Genomic DNA, 22379 nt, shown 5'->3' on the forward strand with positions numbered 1-22379 from the left:
AGCGGGTTCAACATCAATCCTGCGGGATGATCCGTAGACCCAGCTCCATCAGCTGGTCTGAGGTCGGGTCAGACGGCGCGTCCATCATCAGGTCTTCGGCGCGCTGGTTCATCGGGAACATCATGACCTCTCGGATGTTGGCCTCGTCGGCCAGCAGCATCACGATCCGGTCGATCCCCGCAGCGCAACCACCGTGCGGCGGCGCGCCATAATGGAAGGCATTGAAAAGCGCACCAAAGCGCGACTTCACTTCGTCTTCGCCATAGCCTGCCAATTCAAAGGCTTTCAACATGATCTCGGGCTTGTGGTTCCGGATCGCACCGGACACCAGTTCATACCCGTTACAGGCCAAATCGTACTGATAGCCGCGCACGTCCAGAGGGTTGCCGTTCAGCGCCTCCATCCCGCCTTGCGGCATCGAGAACGGGTTGTGTTCAAAATCGATCGCGCCGGTTTCTTCGTCCTGCTCATAGATCGGGAAGTCTACGATCCAGGCAAAGGCAAAGCGGTCCTTCTCGGTCAGATTCAATTCCTCGCCGATCACGTCACGCGCTTTACCAGCAACCTTTTCGAAGGCTTTCGGCTTGCCGCCCAGGAAGAACGCCGCGTCGCCAACCCCCAAACCAAGCTGCTGACGGATCGCCTCAGTCCGCTCAGGTCCGATGTTTTTGGCCAGCGGGCCAGCGGCCTCCATCCCCTCGCCCTGATCGCGCCAGAAGATATAACCCATGCCGGGCAGACCCTCTTTCTGCGCGAATGCGTTCATGCGGTCGCAGAACTTACGGCTGCCACCACTCGGCGCTGGGATGGCGCGGATTTCGGTGCCCTCCTGCTCCAACAGCTTTGCGAAAATCGCAAAGCCGGACCCGCGGAAGTGGTCGGAGACCACTTGCATTTTAATAGGGTTCCGCAGGTCGGGCTTGTCGCTGCCGTACCACAGGGCCGCGTCCTTGTAGGATATCTGCGGCCATTCCTGATCCACTTTGCGGCCACCACCGAACTCTTCGAACACGCCGGTCAGAACGGGCTGGATCGTGTCGAACACGTCCTGCTGTTCCACAAACGACATCTCAAGGTCCAACTGGTAGAAATCGGTGGGCGAACGGTCGGCACGCGGGTCTTCGTCACGGAAACACGGCGCGATCTGGAAATACTTGTCAAAGCCCGACACCATGATCAGCTGTTTGAACTGCTGCGGGGCCTGCGGCAGAGCATAGAACTTGCCCGGATGCAGGCGCGAGGGCACCAGAAAGTCACGCGCGCCTTCGGGAGAGGACGCCGTGATGATCGGCGTCTGATATTCGCGGAAGCCCTGATCCCACATGCGGCGGCGCATCGAGGCAACAACGTCCGAGCGCAGGGTCATGTTCTGCTGCATCGCCTCGCGGCGCAGGTCCAGATAGCGATAGCGCAGGCGGGTTTCCTCAGGGTATTCCTGATCGCCAAAGACCATCAGCGGCAGCTCTTCGGCGGCACCTAGAACCTCAAGCTCACGTACGTAAACCTCGACCTCGCCAGTCGGCAGTTTCGGGTTCACCAGCTCAGGGTCACGTGCTTTGACGGAGCCGTCGATACGGATACACCACTCAGACCGCACCTTTTCCAACTCGGCAAAGGCCGCGCTGTCTCCGTCGCACAGCACTTGCGTCACGCCGAAATGGTCGCGCAGGTCGATGAACAGCACGCCGCCGTGGTCGCGGACCCGATGCACCCAGCCGGACAGGCGGACGGTTTCACCGACATTGGCGGCGTTCAGAGCGGCGCAGGTGTGGCTGCGATAGGCGTGCATGGATCATATCCCTTCGGGCGCAGAATTCGTCGCGCCGATACACCCCTTTGGGCCACGAAAGTCAAGGCGGGTATCCCGTTCAAAACGGCCTTTGCACGTTGCCAGAGTAGAAATAGATCCCCAGACCAGCGGCAAAGATGATGTTGCCCGCAATCGCATGCAGTAAAACTGCGTAGAAAAACGACCCTCGTCTGCGATAGGCCCACGCAAACAACAACCCGCCACCAAAGGTCATGATGGCGACGATCCAGCTCCAATACATCAGATGCGCCAATGAAAATACGCTCGCATTGAGCAGGTAAGCCGCTCGACCGTCAGGCAAAATGGAGGCGTAGCGGCGGAAAAACAGGGACCGAAACAACAGCTCCTGCGGCAATGCTGACACAAGCGGGTAGAGCGTCCAGATGACAATCAGAAACTCTGGTCGGTTGCGCAAAAGGAAAAAAGCAGCCCCAGGCCGCGCGATCATCACAAGCGCCGTACAAAATAACGTCATCACGACTGCAAAGATCGCGACCTCGACCCATGACCAATTGCGCCAGTTGTACCGAAGCTCAGCCCATGCAAATCCCGGCGTATGATGTAGCAAGACCATCCCAAGCCCGGTGAATGCAAACAGCGACGAGAACATCCAGCTTGGCGGAAAGAAAACAGCGATCAGGATCGGCGCGACGATGAAAAACAACGCGAATTCGACCCGCAACCGCGTCTGCTGCGGTGCGCTTAGTGCCCAATCATGTCGATTGCTTACTATGTTACCAACTCCACTGGGATCAGGCCGCGTAGGGAATTCCCCACAAAAACCCTTTCTGCATTTCCTAGGTCGGTCAAGGACAGGACGGCTTCGGTAACTTCTTTATTATCAAGCAGCTCTTGGCGCAGAACCCCCGGTAGCAGGCCGCAGGATAGATCGGGCGTCAGCAATGCTCCATCACCCATGTCCAAGAAAATGTTGGTAATCGTTCCCTCACATAGGTGGTCATATTCATTGAGGAACAACAGTTCCTGCACACTGTCCTGCATGTTGGCGCGGGCTGTGTCGTAAATCTCGCGTTGCGTGGTTTTGTGGCGCAGCCAGATGTCTGAAGATTCCAGACGCTGCTTGGCAATCGCCAGACTCCAATGCGGCGCGTTTTCAGCAAGCGGCCCTGTTGTCACAGCAAACTGGCCTGCGACCGACATAGTCAGCCGACAACGCAATGGTTCACTACCCGCTGCTGTCTCAAGTGTGCTCGCCGCCCTTTCAGTATCAAAGGGCAAGCCCAGCGCAACTGCCGTGCGCTCCATGCGCGCCAGATGCAGTGCGCGGCGCACAAAACCCTGCCCCGGCCGAAAAGCCAAAGTTTCGATCAGGCGGAAGTCAGGGTCATTTGGCGGGCGAAGCGCGCTTTCCATAAGGCTTCCTCATACTCTGACGGGGCGGTACTGTCCCATACTACCCCACCCCCGACATTGAGAGTGGCTTTACCAGCCTCAACCATCAGCGTGCGGATCGCCACGTTGAACTCGGACCGTCCATCCGGCGCGGCCCAGCCAATCGCACCGCAATAGATATCGCGTGGCCAAGGTTCCAGATCGGCCAGAATTTCCATCGCGCGGATCTTCGGCGCACCGGTAATTGAACCGCAAGGAAAAAGGGCTGATAGAATATCGGACAATTCGGCCCCCAAATGCAGCTGGGCCTGCACCAACGAGACCATCTGATGCACGGTGGCGTATGTCTCAACCTTGAAAAGCTCTGGCACTTTGACCGAACCCGGCAGAGCGACGCGGCTTATGTCGTTGCGCAACAGGTCGACGATCATCAGGTTTTCAGCCCGGTTTTTAGCGTCGCTTGAAAGGAATTCGCGGCGGCGTGTGTCCTCAGCGATATCTTCACTGCGGGGTTGGGTGCCCTTCATCGGTCGCGTTTCGATGACGCGATCGGCGTCCGTACGAAAGAACAATTCCGGAGATCGGCTGAGCAGGTCGGGTAAACCATTCTGCTGAACAAAAGCGCCATGACCTACGGGCTGACCGGCAGCAAGCTTTGCGTAAAGGCCAGCACTGTCGCCTTCTACGTCGAGGTCAATGGGAAAGGTCAGGTTGGCCTGGTAGATGTCACCTGCCCCTATGGCATCGTGCACCTGCCGAAAGGCGCGCGCATATCGCGCCTCGTCCCAGCGTGGTGCAAAACTTGTCACACCACCACTGGGTTCGGGTAGGTCACTAAGACCCGGCGCATTGTAGACACCGAAACACAACAAAGGCAGGCGGCGGTCCAAGGGCATTCTGTGTGCCAAGCGAGGCTCGAGGGCATAGCCCAACTCATAACTGGCATAACCTGCCAGCCATGCCCCATCGGCGCGCGCCATGTCCAGCGCCGCCAGCGCATGGGGCACATCCTCCGCACGATCTGCGCGGATCACTTTGGCTGGCCGGTCGAAACAGGTGCCCGGGCCGGCCGGACCCTGATCAAAACGAATACGCAATTGCATCCCCATTTGCCGTGCTGCGCGGTATAGAGATTACGGCGGTAAGTGGAAGAGGGGAAAGCGGCAATTTCATCCCTGTTTCCGATACCTCTTGAACCTTTTTGCGCGGTCCCTATAACGCAGGACAATTTGGGCGCTCGGGGGTGCCCTGACTCGCGAACAATCAAAGGAACGTGGCCATGCCGAGAAGAACCGACATCCAGTCGATCATGATCATCGGGGCGGGCCCCATTGTTATCGGTCAGGCGTGTGAGTTCGACTATTCCGGTGCCCAAGCATGTAAGGCGCTGCGCGAGGAAGGCTACCGGGTCATTCTGGTGAACTCGAACCCCGCAACCATCATGACTGACCCCGGATTGGCAGACGCCACTTATATCGAGCCGATCACCCCCGAAGTCGTCGCCAAGATCATCGAGAAAGAGCGCCCCGATGCCCTGCTGCCCACGATGGGCGGGCAAACCGGTCTGAACACCTCGCTGGCGCTGGAAGAAATGGGCGTGCTGGACAAGTTTAATGTCGAGATGATCGGCGCCAAACGTGACGCCATCGAGATGGCCGAAGACCGCGCCCTGTTCCGCGAGGCGATGGACCGGCTGGGCATCGAAAACCCAAAGGCCGAGATTGTGACCGCGCCCAAGGGTGAGGACGGTAAGAAAGACCTCGACGCGGGTGTCGCGTTGGCTCTGGACACGCTTGAAACCGTGGGGCTGCCCGCCATCATTCGCCCTGCCTTTACGCTGGGCGGTACTGGCGGCGGCGTGGCGTATAACCGCGAGGATTATATCCATATTTGCCGTTCGGGCATGGACGCTTCGCCCGTTGGCCAGATCCTGATCGACGAAAGCCTGCTGGGCTGGAAAGAATACGAGATGGAGGTGGTGCGCGACACTGCCGATAACGCCATCATCGTCTGCTCTATCGAGAACGTTGATCCAATGGGCGTGCATACGGGTGACTCGATCACCGTGGCACCTGCCCTGACGCTGACCGACAAAGAATACCAGATCATGCGCAACCACTCGATTGCCGTGCTGCGCGAGATCGGGGTTGAGACTGGCGGGTCGAACGTGCAGTGGGCGATCAACCCGGTTGATGGCCGCATGGTCGTGATCGAGATGAACCCGCGCGTGTCGCGATCCTCGGCGCTGGCGTCCAAGGCGACGGGCTTCCCGATTGCGAAAATCGCCGCGAAACTGGCCGTGGGCTACACGCTGGATGAGCTGGACAACGACATCACCAAGGTCACGCCTGCGTCCTTCGAGCCAACCATCGACTATGTGGTCACCAAGATCCCGAAATTCGCGTTCGAAAAATTCCCGGGCTCGGAACCCTACCTGACCACCGCGATGAAATCGGTGGGTGAGGCCATGTCCATCGGCCGCACGATCCACGAATCGATGCAAAAGGCACTGGCCTCGATGGAATCGGGCCTGACCGGTTTTGATGAGATCGAAATCCCCGGCCTGAACGCGGGTGTTTGGGATGAGGCCGACGACAAGGCCGCTGTCATCAAGGCGATCAGCCAGCAGACGCCCGACCGTCTGCGCACGATTGCACAGGCGATGCGTCACGGCCTGACCGATGACGAGATCTTCGGCGTTACCAAGTTCGACCCGTGGTTCCTGGCTCGCATCCGCGAGATCATCGAGGCCGAGCGTCAGGTCCGCAAAGACGGCCTACCCGTCACCGAGGGCGGCATCCGCAAGCTGAAAATGCTGGGCTTCACCGATGCGCGTCTGGGCAATCTGACTGGTCGCGACGAAGACAACGTTCGCCGCGCCCGCCGCAATCTGGGCGTGAATGCCGTCTTCAAACGCATCGACACCTGCGCCGCCGAATTCGAGGCGCAAACGCCCTATATGTACTCGACCTATGAAGCGCCCATGATGGGCGAGGTTGAGTGCGAGGCGCGGCCGAGCGACCGCAAGAAGGTCGTCATCCTTGGCGGCGGCCCAAACCGGATCGGTCAGGGGATCGAGTTTGATTATTGCTGCTGCCACGCCTGTTTCGCGCTGACCGAGGCGGGTTATGAAACCATCATGGTCAACTGCAACCCCGAGACGGTTTCGACAGACTATGACACCTCGGACCGTCTGTATTTCGAGCCGCTGACCTTTGAACACGTCATGGAAATCCTGACGAAAGAGCAGGAAAATGGCACGCTGCACGGTGTGATCGTTCAGTTCGGCGGTCAGACTCCGCTGAAACTGGCCAACGCGCTTGAGGCCGAAGGCATTCCGATCCTCGGCACCACGCCGGACGCGATTGACTTGGCCGAAGACCGTGAACGTTTTCAGGCGCTGGTCAACGAACTGGGCCTGAAACAGCCCAAGAACGGCATCGCCGCAACCGATGAGCAGGCGCTGGAGATTGCCGAAGAGATCGGCTTCCCGCTGGTCATCCGCCCCTCTTACGTTCTGGGCGGTCGCGCCATGGAAATCGTGCGCGATATGGAGCAGCTGAAACGCTATATCAACGAGGCCGTCGTGGTCTCGGGCGACAGCCCTGTGCTGCTCGACAGCTATCTGGCCGGTGCGGTTGAATTGGACGTGGATGCCCTGTGCGATGGCACCGACGTGCATGTGGCAGGCATCATGCAGCATATCGAAGAGGCGGGTGTACACTCGGGCGACTCAGCCTGTTCACTGCCGCCCTACTCGCTGTCCAAGGACATCATCGAACAGATCAAAGAGCAGGCATTCAAACTGGCCAAGGCGCTGAACGTTGTCGGCCTGATGAACGTGCAGTTCGCGATCAAGGATGATGAGATCTACCTGATCGAAGTGAACCCCCGCGCCTCGCGCACTGTGCCGTTCGTGGCCAAAGCCACCGACAGTGCGATTGCGTCCATCGCGGCGCGTGTGATGGCGGGCGAGAAACTCTCGGCCTTCCCGATGCGCCCCGCATACAAAGAAGGTCAGGACACCAAGATCGCCGACCAGATGACGCTGGCCGACCCTGATATGCCTTGGTTCTCGGTGAAAGAGGCGGTGCTGCCCTTCGCCCGCTTCCCCGGCGTCGATACCATTCTGGGTCCGGAAATGCGCTCGACCGGCGAGGTTATGGGCTGGGACCGCGACTTCCCGCGCGCCTTCCTCAAGGCGCAGATGGGGGCCGGTATGGTGCTGCCGTCTGAGGGCCGCGCGTTCATCTCGATCAAAGACGCCGACAAAACACCAGCTATGCTTGAGGCGGCTCAGGTCTTGACCGGGCAAGGTTTCTCGCTGGTTGCCACGCGGGGTACTCAGTCTTGGCTGGCAGATCAGGGCGTCGCGTGCGACGTGGTGAACAAGGTTTACGAAGGTCGTCCAGACGTGGCCGATATGCTCAAAGACGGTCAGGTGCAGTTGGTGATGAATACCACCGAAGGCGCACAGGCTGTCGAGGATAGCAAAGCCATCCGTTCGATCGCGCTCTACGACAAAATCCCCTACTTCACGACTGCCGCAGCAAGCCATGCCGCTGCTCTGGCCATCAAGGCCCAAGCGGAAGGCGACGTCGAGGTGAAATCGCTGCAGGGTTAGGACGAAAGCCCAGCCAAAACTCGCGCATGTGATGACCAGAAATAAACGCGTTGTTGACCATAGGTCGGCAACGCGCCCATTCTGGATGTGTCGAGCAAAAGGAAAAACCCATGCGAGTGTTACTGGCCCTTGCGGCAACGCTAAGCCTTGCGGCTTGCGACGTGCCGTTCATACCATTGATCTGATCATTCACGCAGAATCTGGTTACGCTTCTGCAGTCTGAACGTGCGTCGTTCCTCGCGAGCGAAGAAAACCATGTAAAATACGGGTGCCGCGACCATTGTCAGGATCGTGGCAAATGCCAATCCGCCCATGATCGTAACGGCCATCGACTTAAAGAAGGCGTCGGTCAACAGGGGTGCCATCCCCAATATCGTCGTGATAGCCGCCAGCATCACGGGCCGTAGACGCGAGACTGATGCTTCGATGATCGACTCGCGCAGCCCTTTACCGGTTTCCCGCACCAAATCAATCTCTTCGACCAGAACGATGCCGTTCTTGATCAACATCCCGGACAAGCTGAGCAGCCCAAGCAGCGCGGTAAAGGTGAACGGCAGTCCCGTACCCAAAAGGCCGATGACGACACCGTTCACGGACATCGGCACCAACAACCATATGATAATCGGCTGACGGATCGCGTTGAAAATCAGAACAGAGATCAGCACCATGATCAGCAGGCTCAGCGGCAACTGGCGACCAAGGCTTTCGTTTGCTTCGGCCGCATTTTCGAACTCTCCGCCCCACTCCATGCGGTAACCTGCGGGCAAATCCATCTCTTCAATGGCCGAGCGAACCTCGGAATGGACCTGAGCCGCAGTGAAACCTGCAGGGATATCAGCACCAACCGTGATTGTCAGAACCCGATCACGGCGATGCACCAGCGTGTTGAGCGCTTTGTATTCAAACCCGTCGACCATCTGCTCGATCGGTACAAACCGCTCTGATTGATCCGAGAACACGACTTGGTCAACGATTGAATATGCACCATCAGCAGGACGTCGCAGGATTATTGGGATCAGCCTGTCCCTCTCGCGGAACACGCCGCCGGTGATACCATCGGTCGAGAATTGCAGCGTGGCAGCGATATCCTCACGGCTGACCCCGGCAGTCTGCGCGCGTTCAGTCGCGTAGATCGGTTGCACCGCCAGTTCCTTTTCACGCCAGTTGTGATGGACGTGCAATGCGTTTTCAGACGCCTGCCGCATGCGCTGAACCGCCTCTTCAGCCAACAGACGCAACACGACCGGATCGCTGCCCGAGAATCGAACCTGTATGGGGTCGCCACCACCGGGGCCAAAAACCATCCGCCGGGTGCGGAACTCACCCTCAGGGAATTGGGCGGAACCGAACTGCTCTAGTTCGGCCCTCAGCGGTGGAATGTCGTCCAGTGTTTCCGTTCGGATGATGAGGTGCCCATAACTGGGGTTCGGCTTTTCAGCCTCGTAGGTCAAAAGGAAACGGGTTGCGCCCTGCCCGACAAACGTTGCAACGGACACGACGTCATCCCGCTGGGTCAGCCAGTCTTCGAACACTGCCAAATCCTCTGCGGTACGCGAGATCGGCGTACCCTGAGGCAGTTTGTAGTGCACAAGGAACAAAGGTGTATTCGAGTCCGGGAAGAACTGTTGTTTGACCAGACCAAAACCAACAAAACAAGCGGCAGTCACGCTGAACAGCGCCGCGATAACCAGCCAACGGAATTGCAACGCCCTGCGCAAGATTCGGCCGTAGATGCGGAACATGATGCCGCTATACGCATCAACCTCACCCGCCTTGCCCTGTTTGAAGAAATAGTGACCCAGCATGGGCGTCGCTGTCAGCGCCAGCACCCAGCTGAGCAACAGAGAAATAGCGATCACGGCAAACAACGAGAACAGGAATTCCCCAGAGGCATCCGGACTTAACCCGATACCCGCAAAAGCCATGATCCCGATGATCGTTGCGCCCAACAACGGGATCTGGGTTTTCGATGCCGCCTCTTCCGCAGCATCGCGCGAGGTTTTTCCGCGCAGCATGGCGATTTGCATACCCTCAGCAACCACGATCGCATTGTCGACCAGCATCCCCATTGCGATGATCAAGGCACCGAGTGATATCCGCTCCATCTCGATTGAGAAAATCGCCATGAACAACAGCGTTCCGACCACGGTCAACAACAGAGTTGTTCCAACGACGACAGCGGCGCGCCAGCCCATGAACACGGCCAGCACGGCAACAACAATCGTGACCGACAAGGCGAGATTCATCAGAAAGTCGTTCGAGGCTTGTTCGACAACAACATGCTGCTGGTAAATGGGCAGTATCTCGACGCCATAGGGAATATGCGCATCCAGTTCAGCGAACTTCTCGTCAGCGCGTTTTCCGACCTCGACGATATTCTCAGTCGACAAACCGGCAATCCCCAGCGTGAAAGCCTCGGTCCCGTTAAAGCGGATCATGACATCGGGGTCCGATTGACGGCCGCGAAACACGTCGGACATGTCGAAAAGGTTGATAACCTGACCTTGTGAGCCCACCGAGAGCCCAGCGATGGCAGAGACAGAATCCGAGCCTTCGGCGGTCAGAACAGTCGTTCGGTCATTCGCAGAGCGTAGCGAGCCCGAAGAATTCACGGAATCCGCATTTGCGATGGCGTCATTGATCGCCTGCAGCGGCACATTCTGGTTCACCGAAATAGCAAGGTCCGGTTCAACAAAAATGGCTTCTTGCGGCAGCCCCATGACTTCAACGTCTGCCACACCTTCAACCGTAAGCAATTCGCGCCGCAAAAAGGTCGAAAGCTCATGCTTTTCGGCATCCGAGTACCCCTCGGCCGTGACAGCATAAAATAAGCCGAACACATCACCGAACCCATCATTCACAAGCGGCTGTCCAACGCCCGGCGGCAATGCGCGGGCCGCGTCGCGGACTTTGGCACGCAACTTCGTCCAAACTTCGGGCAGTTCCGATCCATCATAGGTCGACTTGATCTCGACCTCGATCAGCGACGAACCCGGCTGGTTCACCGAAGTGATCGTCTTGACCTCACCCATCTGCTGAATGGCGGATTCAAGCGGTTCGGACACTTCAAGCGCAACCTGCTCGGCGGTGGCACCGGGATATTGGGTGGCAATAATAGCGTTCTTGATTGTAAACGCCGGGTCTTCCAAACGGCCCAAAGACAAAAAGCCCCATATGCCGCCCAAAAGAGCAATAAGGATGATCAGCCAAGTGTAAATGGGGCGATCAATGGATGCGCGCGCTATGCTCATCTGTTCGTCCCTCAGTTCGCGAAGCCAGCAAACCGGCGCACCGTCTGACCGTCGGTCAGAGCACCACCGCCCGCGACAACGATTTCGTCACCGCTATTCAGACCGCTCAGAACGCGTACATCCCCAGACTCGGTCGGCTCAATGGTAACGGGGACAAGTTGGATCGTACCGATATCCGCGCCACGTGGGGTGAACACCATCACCCCAAGGTTCCCCTCTGCATCTGCGACGATCGCCGTGGCCGGGACAACAATGCCTGTCCGCTGGTCCTGAACTTTGACATTCACCGTGACAGAAGACCCCGGCAGAATTTGCAGCCCTTCCGGGGGCGTCAGCCCGAACTGGATGCGAAAGGTTTGGCCGACACTTGAGGATTCGGCGTCAAACTCCCGAATTTCAAGGGGAAATACCTCATCACTTACGGGGAACTTTGCTGTGATCGTAATGTCATCTTGTTGCCCGGACCGCTGAAACAGAATTTCGGGAACGTCGACAACAATCCGCAATTCCGACATGTCGTGAATACGCACAATGGGCGTTCCAGCCGCAACAGTGGTGAAGGATTCAACCGCGCGACTGGACACCAGCGCATCAAACGGGGCAGTCAATGTCGCTTGCTCCAGATCATACTGCGCGTCCCGCACGGCGATATCTGCCAATTGCGCCGCGGTTTCTGCATCATCTACCGCAACCTGGCTGGCTGCCGTTCCGCGAAGCCGGGACAAGCGGGCCAACGTGCGATCAGCCTGATCCTTTTGCAAGACTGCGCGGTCAAAACGGCGTTGAAACGGCTCTTGGTCCAACTTCGCGATCAGTTCGCCTTTGGGAATAACAAAACCCTCGGTCACCGGCATTCCAACGATCTGACCGGCCACCTGAAAAGCAAGGTCCACCGTTTGGCGCGCCGCCACCCGACCAAAGAACTGCCGCGAAAAGCCTGGTGCGGTTTCCTGAACCACCATCAGCTTGACGGGTTTCACTGCTTCTTCGGCGATGGGCGCGGTGGCGAAAAGGGCGAATGCGACACTCAGTACAGAGAACAATTTCATTTCTTCAATCCCTCGGGAATTCCCGTTTTCAATATGTTTTCCCGGATTTTCCGGGCCAATCGTGCAAATTCAGCCGTTTCGTTCACGTTCAAGCCGGACGCGCGTTGAAACAATGCCCCTGCTTCAGCCAACAGCATCTGCCGCATCCGTTGCCCCTTCTCCGTCAGAACCAGCAACCATGCGCGCCGATCATTCGGGTCGCGTTGGCGTGTCAGGTAGCCGGCTTTTTCCAGCGCGTCTGAGGTTGAAGTTATGTTCGATGGGACCGTCAGCATGTCCGTGGCCAAGACGCCCATCCTCTTGGGCTGATCCAGCTTGATCACCATATGGCATTCCTGATGGCTCAGCTCGACCTCGATGGTGTCAAAGCTTTCTTCCAGCTTCCAATAAAGGGCATACACCCCCATCATGGCTTGCATCTCGGGGCTGAGGCGGCTGATCAGTGCGCTGTCGTCATGAGGCATTAGGCGAATCCAGTCTGAAACGTTCGCTTTCACTTACTTCATAAAATGAACTATTCAAGAAATGAAGCTCATTTGTCGACAAGTTTGCCATTCCCTTAGGTCAATCTACCTTGAACTAACGCGCCGTTAACTGCATTTTGGGCAAATCCAAAAACCCAGGGTTTCAGATGTACACGCCAGCTATCACCGGCACCGGTGTTTTCACGCCAGAAAATGTCATTACCAATGCTGAACTTGTCGAAGCGTTCAATTCCTATGCGGACAAAGTCAACGCTGAAAACGCAGATGCGATTGCCGCTGGTGAAATGGAACCTCTGCAGCACTCGTCCGAGGAATTCATCGTCAAGGCATCCGGGATCGAAAACCGCTATGTGATGGACAAATCCGGGGTCCTGAATCCCGACGTGATGCACCCGCTATTGCGGCAACGCAACGACGATGAACCGGGCATCATGACCGAAATGGCGGTGGATGCCTGCCAAAAAGCCCTGCGGCAGGCCGGGCGCAACGCGGAAGACGTGGATCTGGTTATCTGTGCGGCTTCGAACCACGAACGCGCCTATCCCGCGGTTGCTATTGAAATTCAGCAGGCACTGGGGATCAACGGGTTCGGGTTTGACATGAATGTCGCGTGTTCCTCGGCCACATTCGGCATTCAGGCCGCCGCCGACATGATCCGGTCAGGGTCAGTGAAATCCGCGCTAGTGGTCAACCCCGAGATATGCTCGGGGCATCTGGAATGGCGCGACCGGGACTGTCACTTTATTTTCGGTGATGTAGCGACCGCGACACTGGTTGAGCGGATCGAAGACGCCACCGGTCCGCATTTCGAGATCATCTCGACCCGCTGTGCGACGTCATTCTCGAACAACATCCGCAATAATAACGGCTTCTTGCGCCGCTCGCGTCCAGATGGAGTGGTTGACCGTCGTGATATGCAGTTCATGCAAAACGGGCGGAAGGTATTCAAAGAAGTGCTGCCGATGGTCAGCAAACACATCGCGGACCACATGGAATCCGAGGGCGTCGAAAGCACCGATCTCAAACGCCTTTGGTTGCATCAGGCAAATAAAACGATGAACGACTTCATCGGCAAAAAAGTTCTTGGGCGTGAACCCGTTGAGGGTGAGCAACCCAATATTCTGCAAGACTACGCGAACACATCATCGGCTGGTTCGATTATCGCGTTTTCCAAGTACTCTGACGATCTGACGGACGGCGATGTCGGCCTGATCTGCTCCTTCGGAGCTGGGTATTCGGTAGGTTCGGTGATTGTAAAGCGGTGTGGGTAGCCCTACCGTCAAGCCGGGCGAAAACCAATCCAGTCCCCTTCGCGCCCCTCTTTTCGGATCGAGTACCAGCGACCAGGCGCCGACTGGCACCATTCGGTCACAACCGGATCAAGCCTGCGGGTCATACTAGCGATAACCTGACCAGTGGTTAAGTTGACTTGGTCAAGCTTGGTATTTGGGAAGATCGCTTCAAGCCGTTCTCCAAATGCAGAGAGACGTTTACGATTGCGAATATCGGCCGTTGGAAAAGCAGTGCTGATCTGAAAACTATCTAAGATCAATTCATGCTCCGGTGGCGCTCCCCGTATTCCAGGTTCGAACAAAGGTCTGCCCAACTCCTCACGCGCACACTCCAATGCCATGCTAGAATAGCGCGGCCTTGGCCACTTCCATGGCGTGTACCCCAGCAAAATCTGCAACTGTCCTTTGACAGGCAGGATAAACCGATCTTGTGTGGACTTGATCTGCGACGGGTCGGTGATACCGTCCACCAGCCAAAACATGTCGCTTGATCCATCCATCACGGCCTTGGCCCACGACTCCAGCTTGAAACATTTGTTCACCAAAGGCTGCACCAAAAGCGCATCAGGGAAACAGTCTGCAGCAGTATTCAAGACGTAATCTGCTGTTTGCGGTGTCACGCGATCCAGATACGCCCGCAAATAGGTGGTGTTGCCTGACAAGTCCGTATTGTGATCGGCATTGGAGTTCCTTTCAGGTGGCACTGCCCCGCACACCGTTACCCCGAAAAGCCTGCAAAACTGCGTTACCGTGATCGAACCATCATAGCGCGGCCCAATGTCGACTTCTAGAATGGGCTCTGCTTGCACAGCGTCGTCACCGGGTTTCACACCAATCTGCACACTTAGATGGCCGCCACGGTAACGCACATAGACTTCACGATCATCATGAGTTTGGCCATAGAACTGGCTTGGGCAGGAGCCGCCTCCGGTAAGGGATGCTAGATCCAGGTTCAAAGGATCGGGTAAAGAAGGGGTATGTAAAGATAACACTGCGTCTCCATCCACCGCTAAAGGACGGCGATTCAGTCAAGCGTTTCGTTAACTTACGCTTTCTTCTTCCAGATGCAGCTTCATCTCGATCAGCACCTGCTGCAGCAGGCTGGTTTCCTTTAACAAACGCTTGGCCTCGTTCACGGTGATGATGCCGTCTTCGATGGCGGCCTGATATTCTGTCATCAACATCGCAAAACGCTGGCTCAATGCGATGACGTCCGAATTCACCCCACCGGTGCGCGGCACATCGCTGTTTCGTCCGTCATAGGACAGCGTGATGTTCTTCAGATCCGCCAGTGCTGAGGTTACGTGCGGAAAGTTGGACACCGCTTCAAGCCGGGCCACGGCGTCAACGGGCATGAAGCGATCGGCATGCTCGGCATTGTCCGAGTAATATCGACCCAAAGTTGCCTTGGATTTACCCGTGATTTCACATGCGGATTCGATCCCGACATCCTTGACCAACGCTTCTGTATGCTTTTTCAGATAGGCCCCGATATCAGCCATGATTCTTACCCCTGCTACCTGCGTCCCCACGTCACCTGCCCCTTTGGGGGAATGGGAAAGGAAATTTCCCATACTCCAGTCATAATTGAAATGCCATAAATTGACTATCCCTCAGATATGCAGGGGTTTTGTGAGTGAGTGGCGGCGTTTTTAGCCGATTGTGAGTGATCGCGGGGCGTTTTTCTGGCCCCGCACGGTTCAGGCCGCATGTTGGCCGACGACGTCGCTGTTGTTGACGTGGGGGTATCCATCCCCAATGAGCTTACGCTCGACCCTTACAACGACAACGGCGGCGTCGCATCTATTGCAGGTTTTGATCCCTTGCCCATGCCCTTCAGTCGAATTAGACCCGGGCCCATGGCAAAGCTTTACTTCAACTATTCGACAATGAACGCGGGCAAATCGACCGTGTTGCTGCAAGCGTCGCACAATTACCGCGAGCGCGGGATGGACACGTATCTTATGACCGCACGACTGGATGGCCGCGCAGGTGTGGGAAAGATAGCTTCGCGTATCGGCATATCAGCCGAAGCGGATACATTCGCCGCCGAAGACGATGTTTTTGCCATGATCGAAGCGCGGCTTGCACAGGGGAAAGTCGCCTGCATCTTTGTCGATGAGGCCCAGTTTTTGACCGATGATCAGGTGTGGCAACTGGCGCGCGTCGTCGACGATCTGAAGGTGCCTGTTCTTGCATATGGACTGCGCGTGGACTTTCAGGGGCGCCTGTTCCCGGGCTCTGCCGCCCTATTGGCCCTGGCGGACGAGATGCGCGAAGTTCGCACCATCTGCGAATGCGGGCGCAAGGCGACCATGGTCATCCGTCAGGACGAAAACGGAAATACGATCACCGAAGGCGCGCAGGTTCAGATCGGCGGGAACGAGACCTATGTCTCGCTCTGCCGCAAACATTGGCGCGAGGCTGTCGGTTCTTAAACCGGGTTGGGCAAATCGCGGCCCGCGATATGAGCCGCGACATTGTCGAGCGCCATGTATCCCATATCGGTGCGAACCTCTTCAGTTGCAGTTCCCAGATGCGGGCATAAAGTCACGTTTTCCATCTCGATCAGCGCTTGCGGCACCTTTGGTTCGAATTCGTAAACATCCAGACCCGCACCAGCAATTTGCCCGGTCTGAAGGGCCGAGATCAGCGCTGCCTCATCCACGACTTCGCCCCGTGCGATATTCACCAGAAGGCCATTCGGATTCATCGCCTCCAGCACCTGCGCGTTGATCAGGTGTTGTGTTTCGGCTCCACCCGGAACAGCCAGCACCAGAAAATCAACCGAGGCCGCCAAAGCGGACAGTTCCGGCACAAACTCAGCCGGGAAATCCAACTCTTTCTCGCTGCGCGACTGGTAAGATATCTGCATCGAAAAGCCAAAGTGGCAGCGCCGGGCAATGGCTTGCCCAATACGCCCCATGCCGACAATCCCCACCCGTTTGCCGGTGACATGGTGCCCCAGCATTTGCGCGGGGTGCCAGCCGTGCCAGTCACCTGCACGCACAATGCGTTCCCCTTCGCCGACGCGCCTTGCGGTCGTCAGCAGCAACGTCATGGCGATATCCGCCGTGGCGGCGGTGACAGCCCCCGGCGTATTGGTCACCGCAACACCCGCAGCCCGTGCGGCGTCCACATCAATATGGTTGTAACCAACACCGAAATTGGCAAGCAGCTTGCAGCGCGGATCGGGTACCTTTGCAAACACTTCTTTGGAAAAGAGGTCACCCAAGGTCGGCATAACCACATCAAAATCCGTCAAAGCACGCAGCATTTCTTCCTGCGTCAGAGGCGAAGTTTCGCTGCGGATTTCAACGTCGAATTCCGCGCGTGCGCGTTCCAGGACTGCCTCAGTCATTGGACGGGTAATCAGTAGTTTCATTTAGTGCATCCTTCCACCGATCGGGACCTCTCCGTCCGGTCCGATCAGAACAATTTCGCCATTCTCATCCGGCAAGCCCAACACCAGAACCTCGGACATGAACTTACCGATTTGGCGTGGGGGGAAATTCACGACAGCCATCACTTGTTTTCCGACAAGGGACGCCGGGTCGTAATGCGCCGTCACTTGGGCCGAGGTCTTGCGTTCGCCGATCTCATCCCCGAAATCTATCCACATCTTGATCGCGGGTTTGCGCGCCTCGGGGTAGGGTTCGGCGCGGATCACCTCACCGACACGAATATCAACCTTGAGAAAATCGTCGAAAGTAATCTCACTCACGGGACAGCTCCTTGGATCGGTCGGTGGCGGCTTTAACAGCACGTTGCAGCAGGTCCGGGAACCCTTCTTCCGCGTGCATCAACACCTCAAGCGCCGCCTGTGTTGTGCCATTGGGCGAGGTCACATTGATACGCAACTGCGCGGGGTCTTCGTCGGCCGCCATCGCCAGAGCCCCCGCCCCTGCCACGGTGGACTTAGCCAATTTCATCGCCAGATCGTCCGGCAGGCCCTGTGCCTGCCCCGCCGCGGCCAGCGTTTCAATCAGGTGAAACACATAGGCCGGGCCTGATCCGCTGAGGCCGGTAACAGCGTCCATCTGCGCTTCGTCCTCTAGCCGGACAGTCTCACCCACTGCAGACAAGAGGCTTTCGGCCAAGGTCAGGTCGGCGTCCGAGGCCTTTGCATTGCCGATAATTGCAGTGATTCCCTGCCGTATTGCTGCGGGCGTGTTCGGCATGGCGCGAATTATGGGTGTCCCTTCACCCAAGACACGTTCAAAGGTCGCGATGGATGTTCCGGCTGCGACGGAAACAAAAAGGCTTGTTCCACCGCCCAGCGCCGTAATTGCAGGAAGCGCCTGACCCATCATTTGCGGCTTAACCGCGACCAGCACAACCGCTGGTGCTTCCGGCAGCGGGGTATTGATGTTTACGCCTTGCGCCTTCAGCCAGTCAGATGGAAAGGGATCAATCACCCAAACAGATGAAGCGGGCAGGCCGTGATCCAACCAACCCGCCAGCATGGCCGATCCCATCTTGCCGCATCCCAGAAGAACCAGCCCCTGTTCGGCGACACGTGACATATCCATAAATTGCCCCTCCCCTCGCTAGGCTTGGGGCAAAGCTTTACGCGCGGCCGTAAGCCTCTGCAATGGCGACTTGCATCGCTTCTTCGGGGTCACGGTTGCCCCATGTCACCAGTTGGATCGCCGGGTAGTACCGCTCGGCGCTGAGGACTGCCGCTGTGATCATCGTATCAATTTGTTCAGGGCTGGCTGTTTGGCCGCCAGCCAAAACCAGACCATACCGGTAAACCATCAACTTCTGGTTCGGCCAGTAGGTAAACGCCCCGGCCCAGCATTGATCGTTCATCTTGTTCAAAAGCTCATAGAGCTCGGTCTCACGCTCAGACGGCGGCTCCATTTCAAATGAGCACACCATGCGGAGTGTTTCGTCATAGTTCGACCAGGCCAAAGTGATCGAATATGTCCGCCACTGTCCTTCGACGGCCATGGCGATCTGATCATCGCCGATCCGGTCGAAATCCCAGTCGTGATGCTCAGCCAAGTGTTCAACAATATCGATCGGATGAAGGTCTTCTTCGAGAAACTGTTCGGATAGGGCCATAATGCCACCTCACTTATCTCTAGCATTTCGGGGCTGGCAGCGCCCCAGCGCTAGTTGCCTGCTCTACAAGCCGGGCTTCCCCCTTAGGCCTGTACTAAATATGGTGCGCCGCGAGGCGCGCTCTGACAACCCTAATTCTTGGGGATAACAGCAATAAGTTGTGGACAGTCGGCAACGGCGATCAAAATATTGGCGCCCGGTGCAGCTTTGCCTTGATTAAATCCAAAGTGGCGGCAAGATGCACAACACCGCACAAATCGACGACGATTTGCGCGGTGCATGTCTTTTGTTTCGAATCTGGAAATTGCTGTTATTTGTCCAGCTTGGCTTCCAATGCGGCAATCCGTTCTTCCAACGCCGCGTTTTCTTCGCGCGCTTTCTGCGCCATAGACCGAACGGCATCGAATTCTTCGCGCGTCACGAAATCGCGGTCGGCGAGCCAGCGGTCGATCATCGACTTCATCGCGTTTTCTGCCTCATCCCGCGCGCCCTGCGCCACGCCCATGGCATTGGTCATCAATTGGGAAACATCATCCAGGATCTTGTTGCGGGTTTGCATGGCTTTACTCCGATATCGCGGTTGGTCTCTATATGGGGAATGATCGCGGCAGGCTCAAGGTTGACTTGTCCTGCAAACCCCGGGCAATGAGACGCACATGAAGGCTGTTCTGAATTTCCCCGACCTATCGCCCGAGTTGTTTTCGATCTCAGTGTTCGGGATGGAATTCGCACTGCGTTGGTATGCTTTGGCCTATATCGCTGGCATTCTTATCGCATGGCGGCTTGGGGTGATGGCCTTGAAGCACCCCGCGTTATGGCCTGATAAGACCCCGCCCCTTACGTCTCAACAATTAGAGGACCTGATCACTTGGATCATTCTGGGGGTTATTTTAGGCGGCCGGCTCGGATTCGTTTTGTTCTATCAACCCGGTTACTACCTCGCCAATCCAGCCGAGATCCTGAAAGTCTGGCAAGGCGGTATGGCCTTCCATGGTGGGCTGCTTGGGGTTGTGGTTGCGTCTTATCTGTTTGCGCGACGCCATCAGATCCCCGTTTTGTCGCTTGCCGATCTGATTGCACATACCGTGCCGCCGGGCCTTTTGCTTGGGCGTTTGGCTAACTTCATCAATGCAGAGCTCTGGGGCAGACCCAGCGAAATGCCATGGGCCGTAATATTCCCCGGCCCGGCAGCACAGGATTGCCCCGGTGTTTTGGCCGGGATGTGCGCGCGGCACCCCTCGCAACTATATGAGGCCGTGCTCGAAGGTTTGGTGTTGGGCGCTGTGCTGCTGTGGCTGGCCTATCGCCGCCGGGCCTTCCAAAAGCCCGGTTTGATCATGGGCGTTTTCATGGCCGGGTACGGCGCCTCGCGCTTTCTGGTCGAGTTTTTCCGGCAACCAGACGCTCAGTTCATTTCCCCTGGAAATCCGCTGGGTCTGGCGTGGCAAATAGGCGGGTATGGGCTGACAATGGGACAATTGTTGTCACTGCCCATGATCGCCCTGGGCCTTTGGTTTGCGTTACGCGCAAGGGCAAAAGGATGAGCCTGTCAGATCAGTTGCGCAGGCGGATCGCGCAGGATGGCCCAATAAGTATCGCCGATTACATGACCGAATGCCTGCTGCATCCGGTCCACGGGTATTACACGACGCAGGACCCATTGGGCGCAAAGGGCGATTTCACGACAGCACCCGAGATCAGCCAGATGTTTGGTGAACTGATCGGCTTAAGCCTTGCGCAAAGCTGGGTAGATCAAGGTCGACCAGACCGGATCATCCTGGCCGAGTTAGGACCGGGCCGAGGAACGTTGATGGCGGATGCCTTACGCGCGACACGCGGCGTGCCGGGCTTTCACACCGCCGCTGAAGTCGCGTTGTTAGAGGCATCGCCTGAGTTGCGCGCGGTGCAATCCCAATCATTGGAAGGGTACGCGCCCCAATGGATAGATCAGATCACTGAATTACCAGACGCGCCGCTTTTTCTAATTGCGAACGAGTTCTTTGACGCCCTGCCCATTCGTCAATTCTCGCGGGACGCGGACGGGTGGCGAGAACGATTGATCGGATTACAGGACGACACGCTCACCTATGGGCTGGGTCCGCAGACTGCCCAAGTCGCGCTCAATGATCGGCTGGAGGACACGCAGGACGGGGATCTGGTGGAACTGTGTGCGCCCGCGATACCTATCATCACCGTGATTGCTGGCAAAATCGCGTCAAAGGGCGGAGCCGCTTTGATTATAGATTACGGTGACTGGCATTCTCTGGGCGACACGTTCCAGGCCATGAAAGACCACGAAAGCACGGACCCATTATTATCCCCCGGTCAGGCCGACTTAACGGCCCATGTGGATTTTGAACCGCTGGCGTCAGCCACTCAGGCCGCCGGGTGCAGACATTCCCGGCTGACACCGCAAGGAGTGTTTCTGGAGCGCCTCGGAATCACGGCGCGCGCGCAAGCGCTGTCGCAGAAACTCGGCGGGTCCGAGCTGGAAGAGTTGATTGCTGCACATCGACGGTTGACGCATCCGGATGAAATGGGAAACCTGTTCAAAGTGCTGGGCCTCTACCCGTCCTACGCTTCACCTCCACCGGGACTTGAACCATGACGCTGGAAATTCTCACATCAGACATGCTGTCCCCCGTTCGTCACGGCTTTTTCAGCCGGCACGGCGGCGCGTCATCCGGAATTTTTTCAGGCCTCAACTGTGGTTTGGGGTCATCGGATCAAACCGAGGTGGTCGCAATCAACCGCGGCCGCGTTGCACAGGCAATGGATGTCACCCCAGACTCACTGATCGGGGTTCATCAGGTCCATTCACCAACTGTCATAGCCGTTGATTCTCCGTTGAACGGCGACAAGCCGAGGGCAGATGCCGTAGTTACTGCAACGCCGGGATTGGCGTTGACGATCCTGACTGCGGATTGCCAGCCTGTTTTATTCGCCGATACAAATGCAAATGTCATAGGCGCAGCTCATGCCGGATGGCGCGGGGCTTTGGACGGTGTTCTGGATGCCACGCTGGACGCGATGGAGGGCCTTGGCGCCAAGCGTGAGAACACCGTTGCCGTGATCGGCCCAACGATATCGCAACGCGCTTATGAGGTCGGTCCCGAATTTCTGGACGACTTCGTGGCAGAATCGCCGGACAACCTGCAGTTCTTTGCGAACGGCCAGGGAGACAGGCTGCAATTCGACTTGCCAGCATACGGTCTGCACCGCTTGCGCCGGGCTGGAATCGGCCAGGCTGAGTGGACCCGACACTGCACATATTCTGACCCGGACCGATTCTATTCCTACCGCCGGTCCACTCACGCCAAAGAGGCGGACTATGGTCGCCTGATTTCCGCAATCAAATTATGAAGATAGGCTGAATTGTGGCGGTTTCGCCGCTTTTTCGCCACATTCTTTGTGTCTACCTGAGTCGTAACAAATTGAGTTTTAT

At 57.2% G+C, this 22379-nt stretch carries 20 protein-coding genes; 6 read left to right on the plus strand and 14 right to left on the minus strand.

Annotated features, from left to right (window positions below):
- Positions 1-13: 13 nt before the first annotated feature.
- From aspS to ACR0DG_RS09120, 4 genes are all read right to left on the minus strand, one after another.
- Positions 14-1789 carry an aspartate--tRNA ligase gene (gene aspS, locus ACR0DG_RS09105; protein ID WP_480696429.1) on the minus strand — a complete coding sequence of 592 codons (1776 nt, stop codon included), beginning with the start codon at positions 1787-1789 and terminating at the stop codon, positions 14-16.
- A gap of 79 nt (positions 1790-1868) precedes the next feature.
- Positions 1869-2492: a CPBP family intramembrane glutamic endopeptidase gene (locus ACR0DG_RS09110; protein ID WP_480696431.1), complete on the minus strand. Its 624-nt coding sequence runs from the start codon at positions 2490-2492 to the stop codon at positions 1869-1871.
- A 47-nt stretch (positions 2493-2539) separates the two neighbouring features.
- Positions 2540-3184, minus strand: coding sequence for an aminotransferase class IV family protein (locus ACR0DG_RS09115; RefSeq protein ID WP_480696432.1), 645 nt, complete (start codon positions 3182-3184; stop codon positions 2540-2542).
- The gene (locus ACR0DG_RS09120) at positions 3139-4266 is read right to left on the minus strand and encodes an aminodeoxychorismate synthase component I (protein WP_480696434.1); all 1128 of its coding nucleotides are present in this window, start codon (positions 4264-4266) and stop codon (positions 3139-3141) included. The genes ACR0DG_RS09115 and ACR0DG_RS09120 overlap by 46 nt, the downstream gene beginning before the upstream one ends.
- A 176-nt stretch (positions 4267-4442) precedes the next feature.
- Here ACR0DG_RS09120 and carB point away from each other — a divergent pair, with 176 nt between their 5' ends.
- Complete coding sequence (gene carB, locus ACR0DG_RS09125) at positions 4443-7787, plus strand: carbamoyl-phosphate synthase large subunit (protein WP_480696436.1); 3345 nt, start codon at positions 4443-4445, stop codon at positions 7785-7787.
- Between the two features lie 185 nt (positions 7788-7972).
- On the opposite strand, the gene ACR0DG_RS09130 is transcribed toward carB, so the two are convergent.
- From ACR0DG_RS09130 to ACR0DG_RS09140, 3 genes are read right to left on the minus strand one after another with little or no spacing between them, the layout of a single operon-like run.
- Complete coding sequence (locus ACR0DG_RS09130) at positions 7973-11038, minus strand: efflux RND transporter permease subunit (RefSeq protein ID WP_480696438.1); 3066 nt, start codon at positions 11036-11038, stop codon at positions 7973-7975.
- An 11-nt stretch (positions 11039-11049) separates the two neighbouring features.
- Complete coding sequence (locus ACR0DG_RS09135; RefSeq protein WP_480696440.1) at positions 11050-12087, minus strand: efflux RND transporter periplasmic adaptor subunit; 1038 nt, start codon at positions 12085-12087, stop codon at positions 11050-11052.
- Positions 12084-12551 carry a MarR family winged helix-turn-helix transcriptional regulator gene (locus tag ACR0DG_RS09140; protein ID WP_480696442.1) on the minus strand — a complete coding sequence of 156 codons (468 nt, stop codon included), beginning with the start codon at positions 12549-12551 and terminating at the stop codon, positions 12084-12086. Before ACR0DG_RS09140 ends, ACR0DG_RS09135 begins: the two co-directional genes overlap by 4 nt.
- Positions 12552-12718: 167 nt before the next feature.
- On the opposite strand from ACR0DG_RS09140, the gene ACR0DG_RS09145 reads away from it, so the two are divergent.
- Positions 12719-13843 (plus strand): beta-ketoacyl-ACP synthase III, encoded by a 1125-nt coding sequence (locus tag ACR0DG_RS09145; RefSeq protein WP_480696444.1) that lies wholly within the window; start codon positions 12719-12721, stop codon positions 13841-13843.
- A gap of 8 nt (positions 13844-13851) precedes the next feature.
- Here ACR0DG_RS09145 and ACR0DG_RS09150 read toward each other — a convergent pair whose 3' ends face one another.
- Positions 13852-14871, minus strand: coding sequence for a hypothetical protein (locus ACR0DG_RS09150; RefSeq protein ID WP_480707115.1), 1020 nt, complete (start codon positions 14869-14871; stop codon positions 13852-13854).
- A 33-nt stretch (positions 14872-14904) separates the two neighbouring features.
- Positions 14905-15366 (minus strand): hypothetical protein, encoded by a 462-nt coding sequence (locus tag ACR0DG_RS09155; protein WP_480696448.1) that lies wholly within the window; start codon positions 15364-15366, stop codon positions 14905-14907.
- A 357-nt stretch (positions 15367-15723) separates the two neighbouring features.
- Here ACR0DG_RS09155 and ACR0DG_RS09160 point away from each other — a divergent pair, with 357 nt between their 5' ends.
- Positions 15724-16302 carry a thymidine kinase gene (locus tag ACR0DG_RS09160; protein ID WP_480696623.1) on the plus strand — a complete coding sequence of 193 codons (579 nt, stop codon included), beginning with the start codon at positions 15724-15726 and terminating at the stop codon, positions 16300-16302.
- On the opposite strand, the gene ACR0DG_RS09165 is transcribed toward ACR0DG_RS09160, so the two are convergent.
- From ACR0DG_RS09165 to ACR0DG_RS09185, 5 genes are all read right to left on the minus strand, one after another.
- Positions 16299-17249 carry a 2-hydroxyacid dehydrogenase gene (locus ACR0DG_RS09165; RefSeq protein ID WP_480696450.1) on the minus strand — a complete coding sequence of 317 codons (951 nt, stop codon included), beginning with the start codon at positions 17247-17249 and terminating at the stop codon, positions 16299-16301. The two genes, ACR0DG_RS09160 and ACR0DG_RS09165, sit on opposite strands and share 4 nt — an antisense overlap.
- On the minus strand, positions 17250-17588 hold the full coding sequence (locus ACR0DG_RS09170) for a tRNA-binding protein (protein WP_480696451.1): 339 nt from the start codon (positions 17586-17588) through the stop codon (positions 17250-17252).
- Positions 17581-18396 carry a pyrroline-5-carboxylate reductase gene (proC, locus tag ACR0DG_RS09175; protein ID WP_480696453.1) on the minus strand — a complete coding sequence of 272 codons (816 nt, stop codon included), beginning with the start codon at positions 18394-18396 and terminating at the stop codon, positions 17581-17583. Before proC ends, ACR0DG_RS09170 begins: the two co-directional genes overlap by 8 nt.
- A 37-nt stretch (positions 18397-18433) precedes the next feature.
- Positions 18434-18934 carry a type III secretion system chaperone family protein gene (locus tag ACR0DG_RS09180; RefSeq protein ID WP_480696455.1) on the minus strand — a complete coding sequence of 167 codons (501 nt, stop codon included), beginning with the start codon at positions 18932-18934 and terminating at the stop codon, positions 18434-18436.
- Between the two features lie 310 nt (positions 18935-19244).
- Positions 19245-19493: an accessory factor UbiK family protein gene (locus ACR0DG_RS09185; RefSeq protein ID WP_480696457.1), complete on the minus strand. Its 249-nt coding sequence runs from the start codon at positions 19491-19493 to the stop codon at positions 19245-19247.
- A 97-nt stretch (positions 19494-19590) separates the two neighbouring features.
- Here ACR0DG_RS09185 and lgt point away from each other — a divergent pair, with 97 nt between their 5' ends.
- The 3 genes from lgt to pgeF are packed head-to-tail and all read left to right on the plus strand — an operon-like array spanning position 19591 to position 22297.
- The gene (lgt, locus tag ACR0DG_RS09190) at positions 19591-20478 is read left to right on the plus strand and encodes a prolipoprotein diacylglyceryl transferase (RefSeq protein ID WP_480696459.1); all 888 of its coding nucleotides are present in this window, start codon (positions 19591-19593) and stop codon (positions 20476-20478) included.
- On the plus strand, positions 20475-21542 hold the full coding sequence (locus ACR0DG_RS09195; RefSeq protein WP_480696461.1) for a class I SAM-dependent methyltransferase: 1068 nt from the start codon (positions 20475-20477) through the stop codon (positions 21540-21542). The genes lgt and ACR0DG_RS09195 overlap by 4 nt, the downstream gene beginning before the upstream one ends.
- Positions 21539-22297: a peptidoglycan editing factor PgeF gene (gene pgeF, locus ACR0DG_RS09200; protein WP_480696463.1), complete on the plus strand. Its 759-nt coding sequence runs from the start codon at positions 21539-21541 to the stop codon at positions 22295-22297. The genes ACR0DG_RS09195 and pgeF overlap by 4 nt, the downstream gene beginning before the upstream one ends.
- Positions 22298-22379: the final 82 nt, after the last annotated feature.

It is taken from the genome of Ruegeria sp. BG8 (genome assembly GCF_056538325.1).

What these genes read in the sequence shown, in the direction of transcription:
- aspS (WP_480696429.1), bottom strand. Translation starts at nt 1,789, where the DNA reads ATGCACGCCTATCGCAGCCACACCTGCGCCGCTCTGAACGCCGCCAAT.
- ACR0DG_RS09115 (WP_480696432.1), bottom strand. Translation starts at nt 3,184, where the DNA reads ATGGAAAGCGCGCTTCGCCCGCCAAATGACCCTGACTTCCGCCTGATC.
- ACR0DG_RS09120 (WP_480696434.1), bottom strand. Translation starts at nt 4,266, where the DNA reads ATGCAATTGCGTATTCGTTTTGATCAGGGTCCGGCCGGCCCGGGCACC.
- carB (WP_480696436.1), top strand. Translation starts at nt 4,443, where the DNA reads ATGCCGAGAAGAACCGACATCCAGTCGATCATGATCATCGGGGCGGGC.
- ACR0DG_RS09130 (WP_480696438.1), bottom strand. Translation starts at nt 11,038, where the DNA reads ATGAGCATAGCGCGCGCATCCATTGATCGCCCCATTTACACTTGGCTG.
- ACR0DG_RS09135 (WP_480696440.1), bottom strand. Translation starts at nt 12,087, where the DNA reads ATGAAATTGTTCTCTGTACTGAGTGTCGCATTCGCCCTTTTCGCCACC.
- ACR0DG_RS09140 (WP_480696442.1), bottom strand. Translation starts at nt 12,551, where the DNA reads ATGCCTCATGACGACAGCGCACTGATCAGCCGCCTCAGCCCCGAGATG.
- ACR0DG_RS09145 (WP_480696444.1), top strand. Translation starts at nt 12,719, where the DNA reads ATGTACACGCCAGCTATCACCGGCACCGGTGTTTTCACGCCAGAAAAT.
- ACR0DG_RS09155 (WP_480696448.1), bottom strand. Translation starts at nt 15,366, where the DNA reads ATGGCTGATATCGGGGCCTATCTGAAAAAGCATACAGAAGCGTTGGTC.
- ACR0DG_RS09160 (WP_480696623.1), top strand. Translation starts at nt 15,724, where the DNA reads ATGGCAAAGCTTTACTTCAACTATTCGACAATGAACGCGGGCAAATCG.
- ACR0DG_RS09165 (WP_480696450.1), bottom strand. Translation starts at nt 17,249, where the DNA reads ATGAAACTACTGATTACCCGTCCAATGACTGAGGCAGTCCTGGAACGC.
- proC (WP_480696453.1), bottom strand. Translation starts at nt 18,396, where the DNA reads ATGGATATGTCACGTGTCGCCGAACAGGGGCTGGTTCTTCTGGGATGC.
- ACR0DG_RS09180 (WP_480696455.1), bottom strand. Translation starts at nt 18,934, where the DNA reads ATGGCCCTATCCGAACAGTTTCTCGAAGAAGACCTTCATCCGATCGAT.
- ACR0DG_RS09185 (WP_480696457.1), bottom strand. Translation starts at nt 19,493, where the DNA reads ATGCAAACCCGCAACAAGATCCTGGATGATGTTTCCCAATTGATGACC.
- lgt (WP_480696459.1), top strand. Translation starts at nt 19,591, where the DNA reads ATGAAGGCTGTTCTGAATTTCCCCGACCTATCGCCCGAGTTGTTTTCG.
- ACR0DG_RS09195 (WP_480696461.1), top strand. Translation starts at nt 20,475, where the DNA reads ATGAGCCTGTCAGATCAGTTGCGCAGGCGGATCGCGCAGGATGGCCCA.
- pgeF (WP_480696463.1), top strand. Translation starts at nt 21,539, where the DNA reads ATGACGCTGGAAATTCTCACATCAGACATGCTGTCCCCCGTTCGTCAC.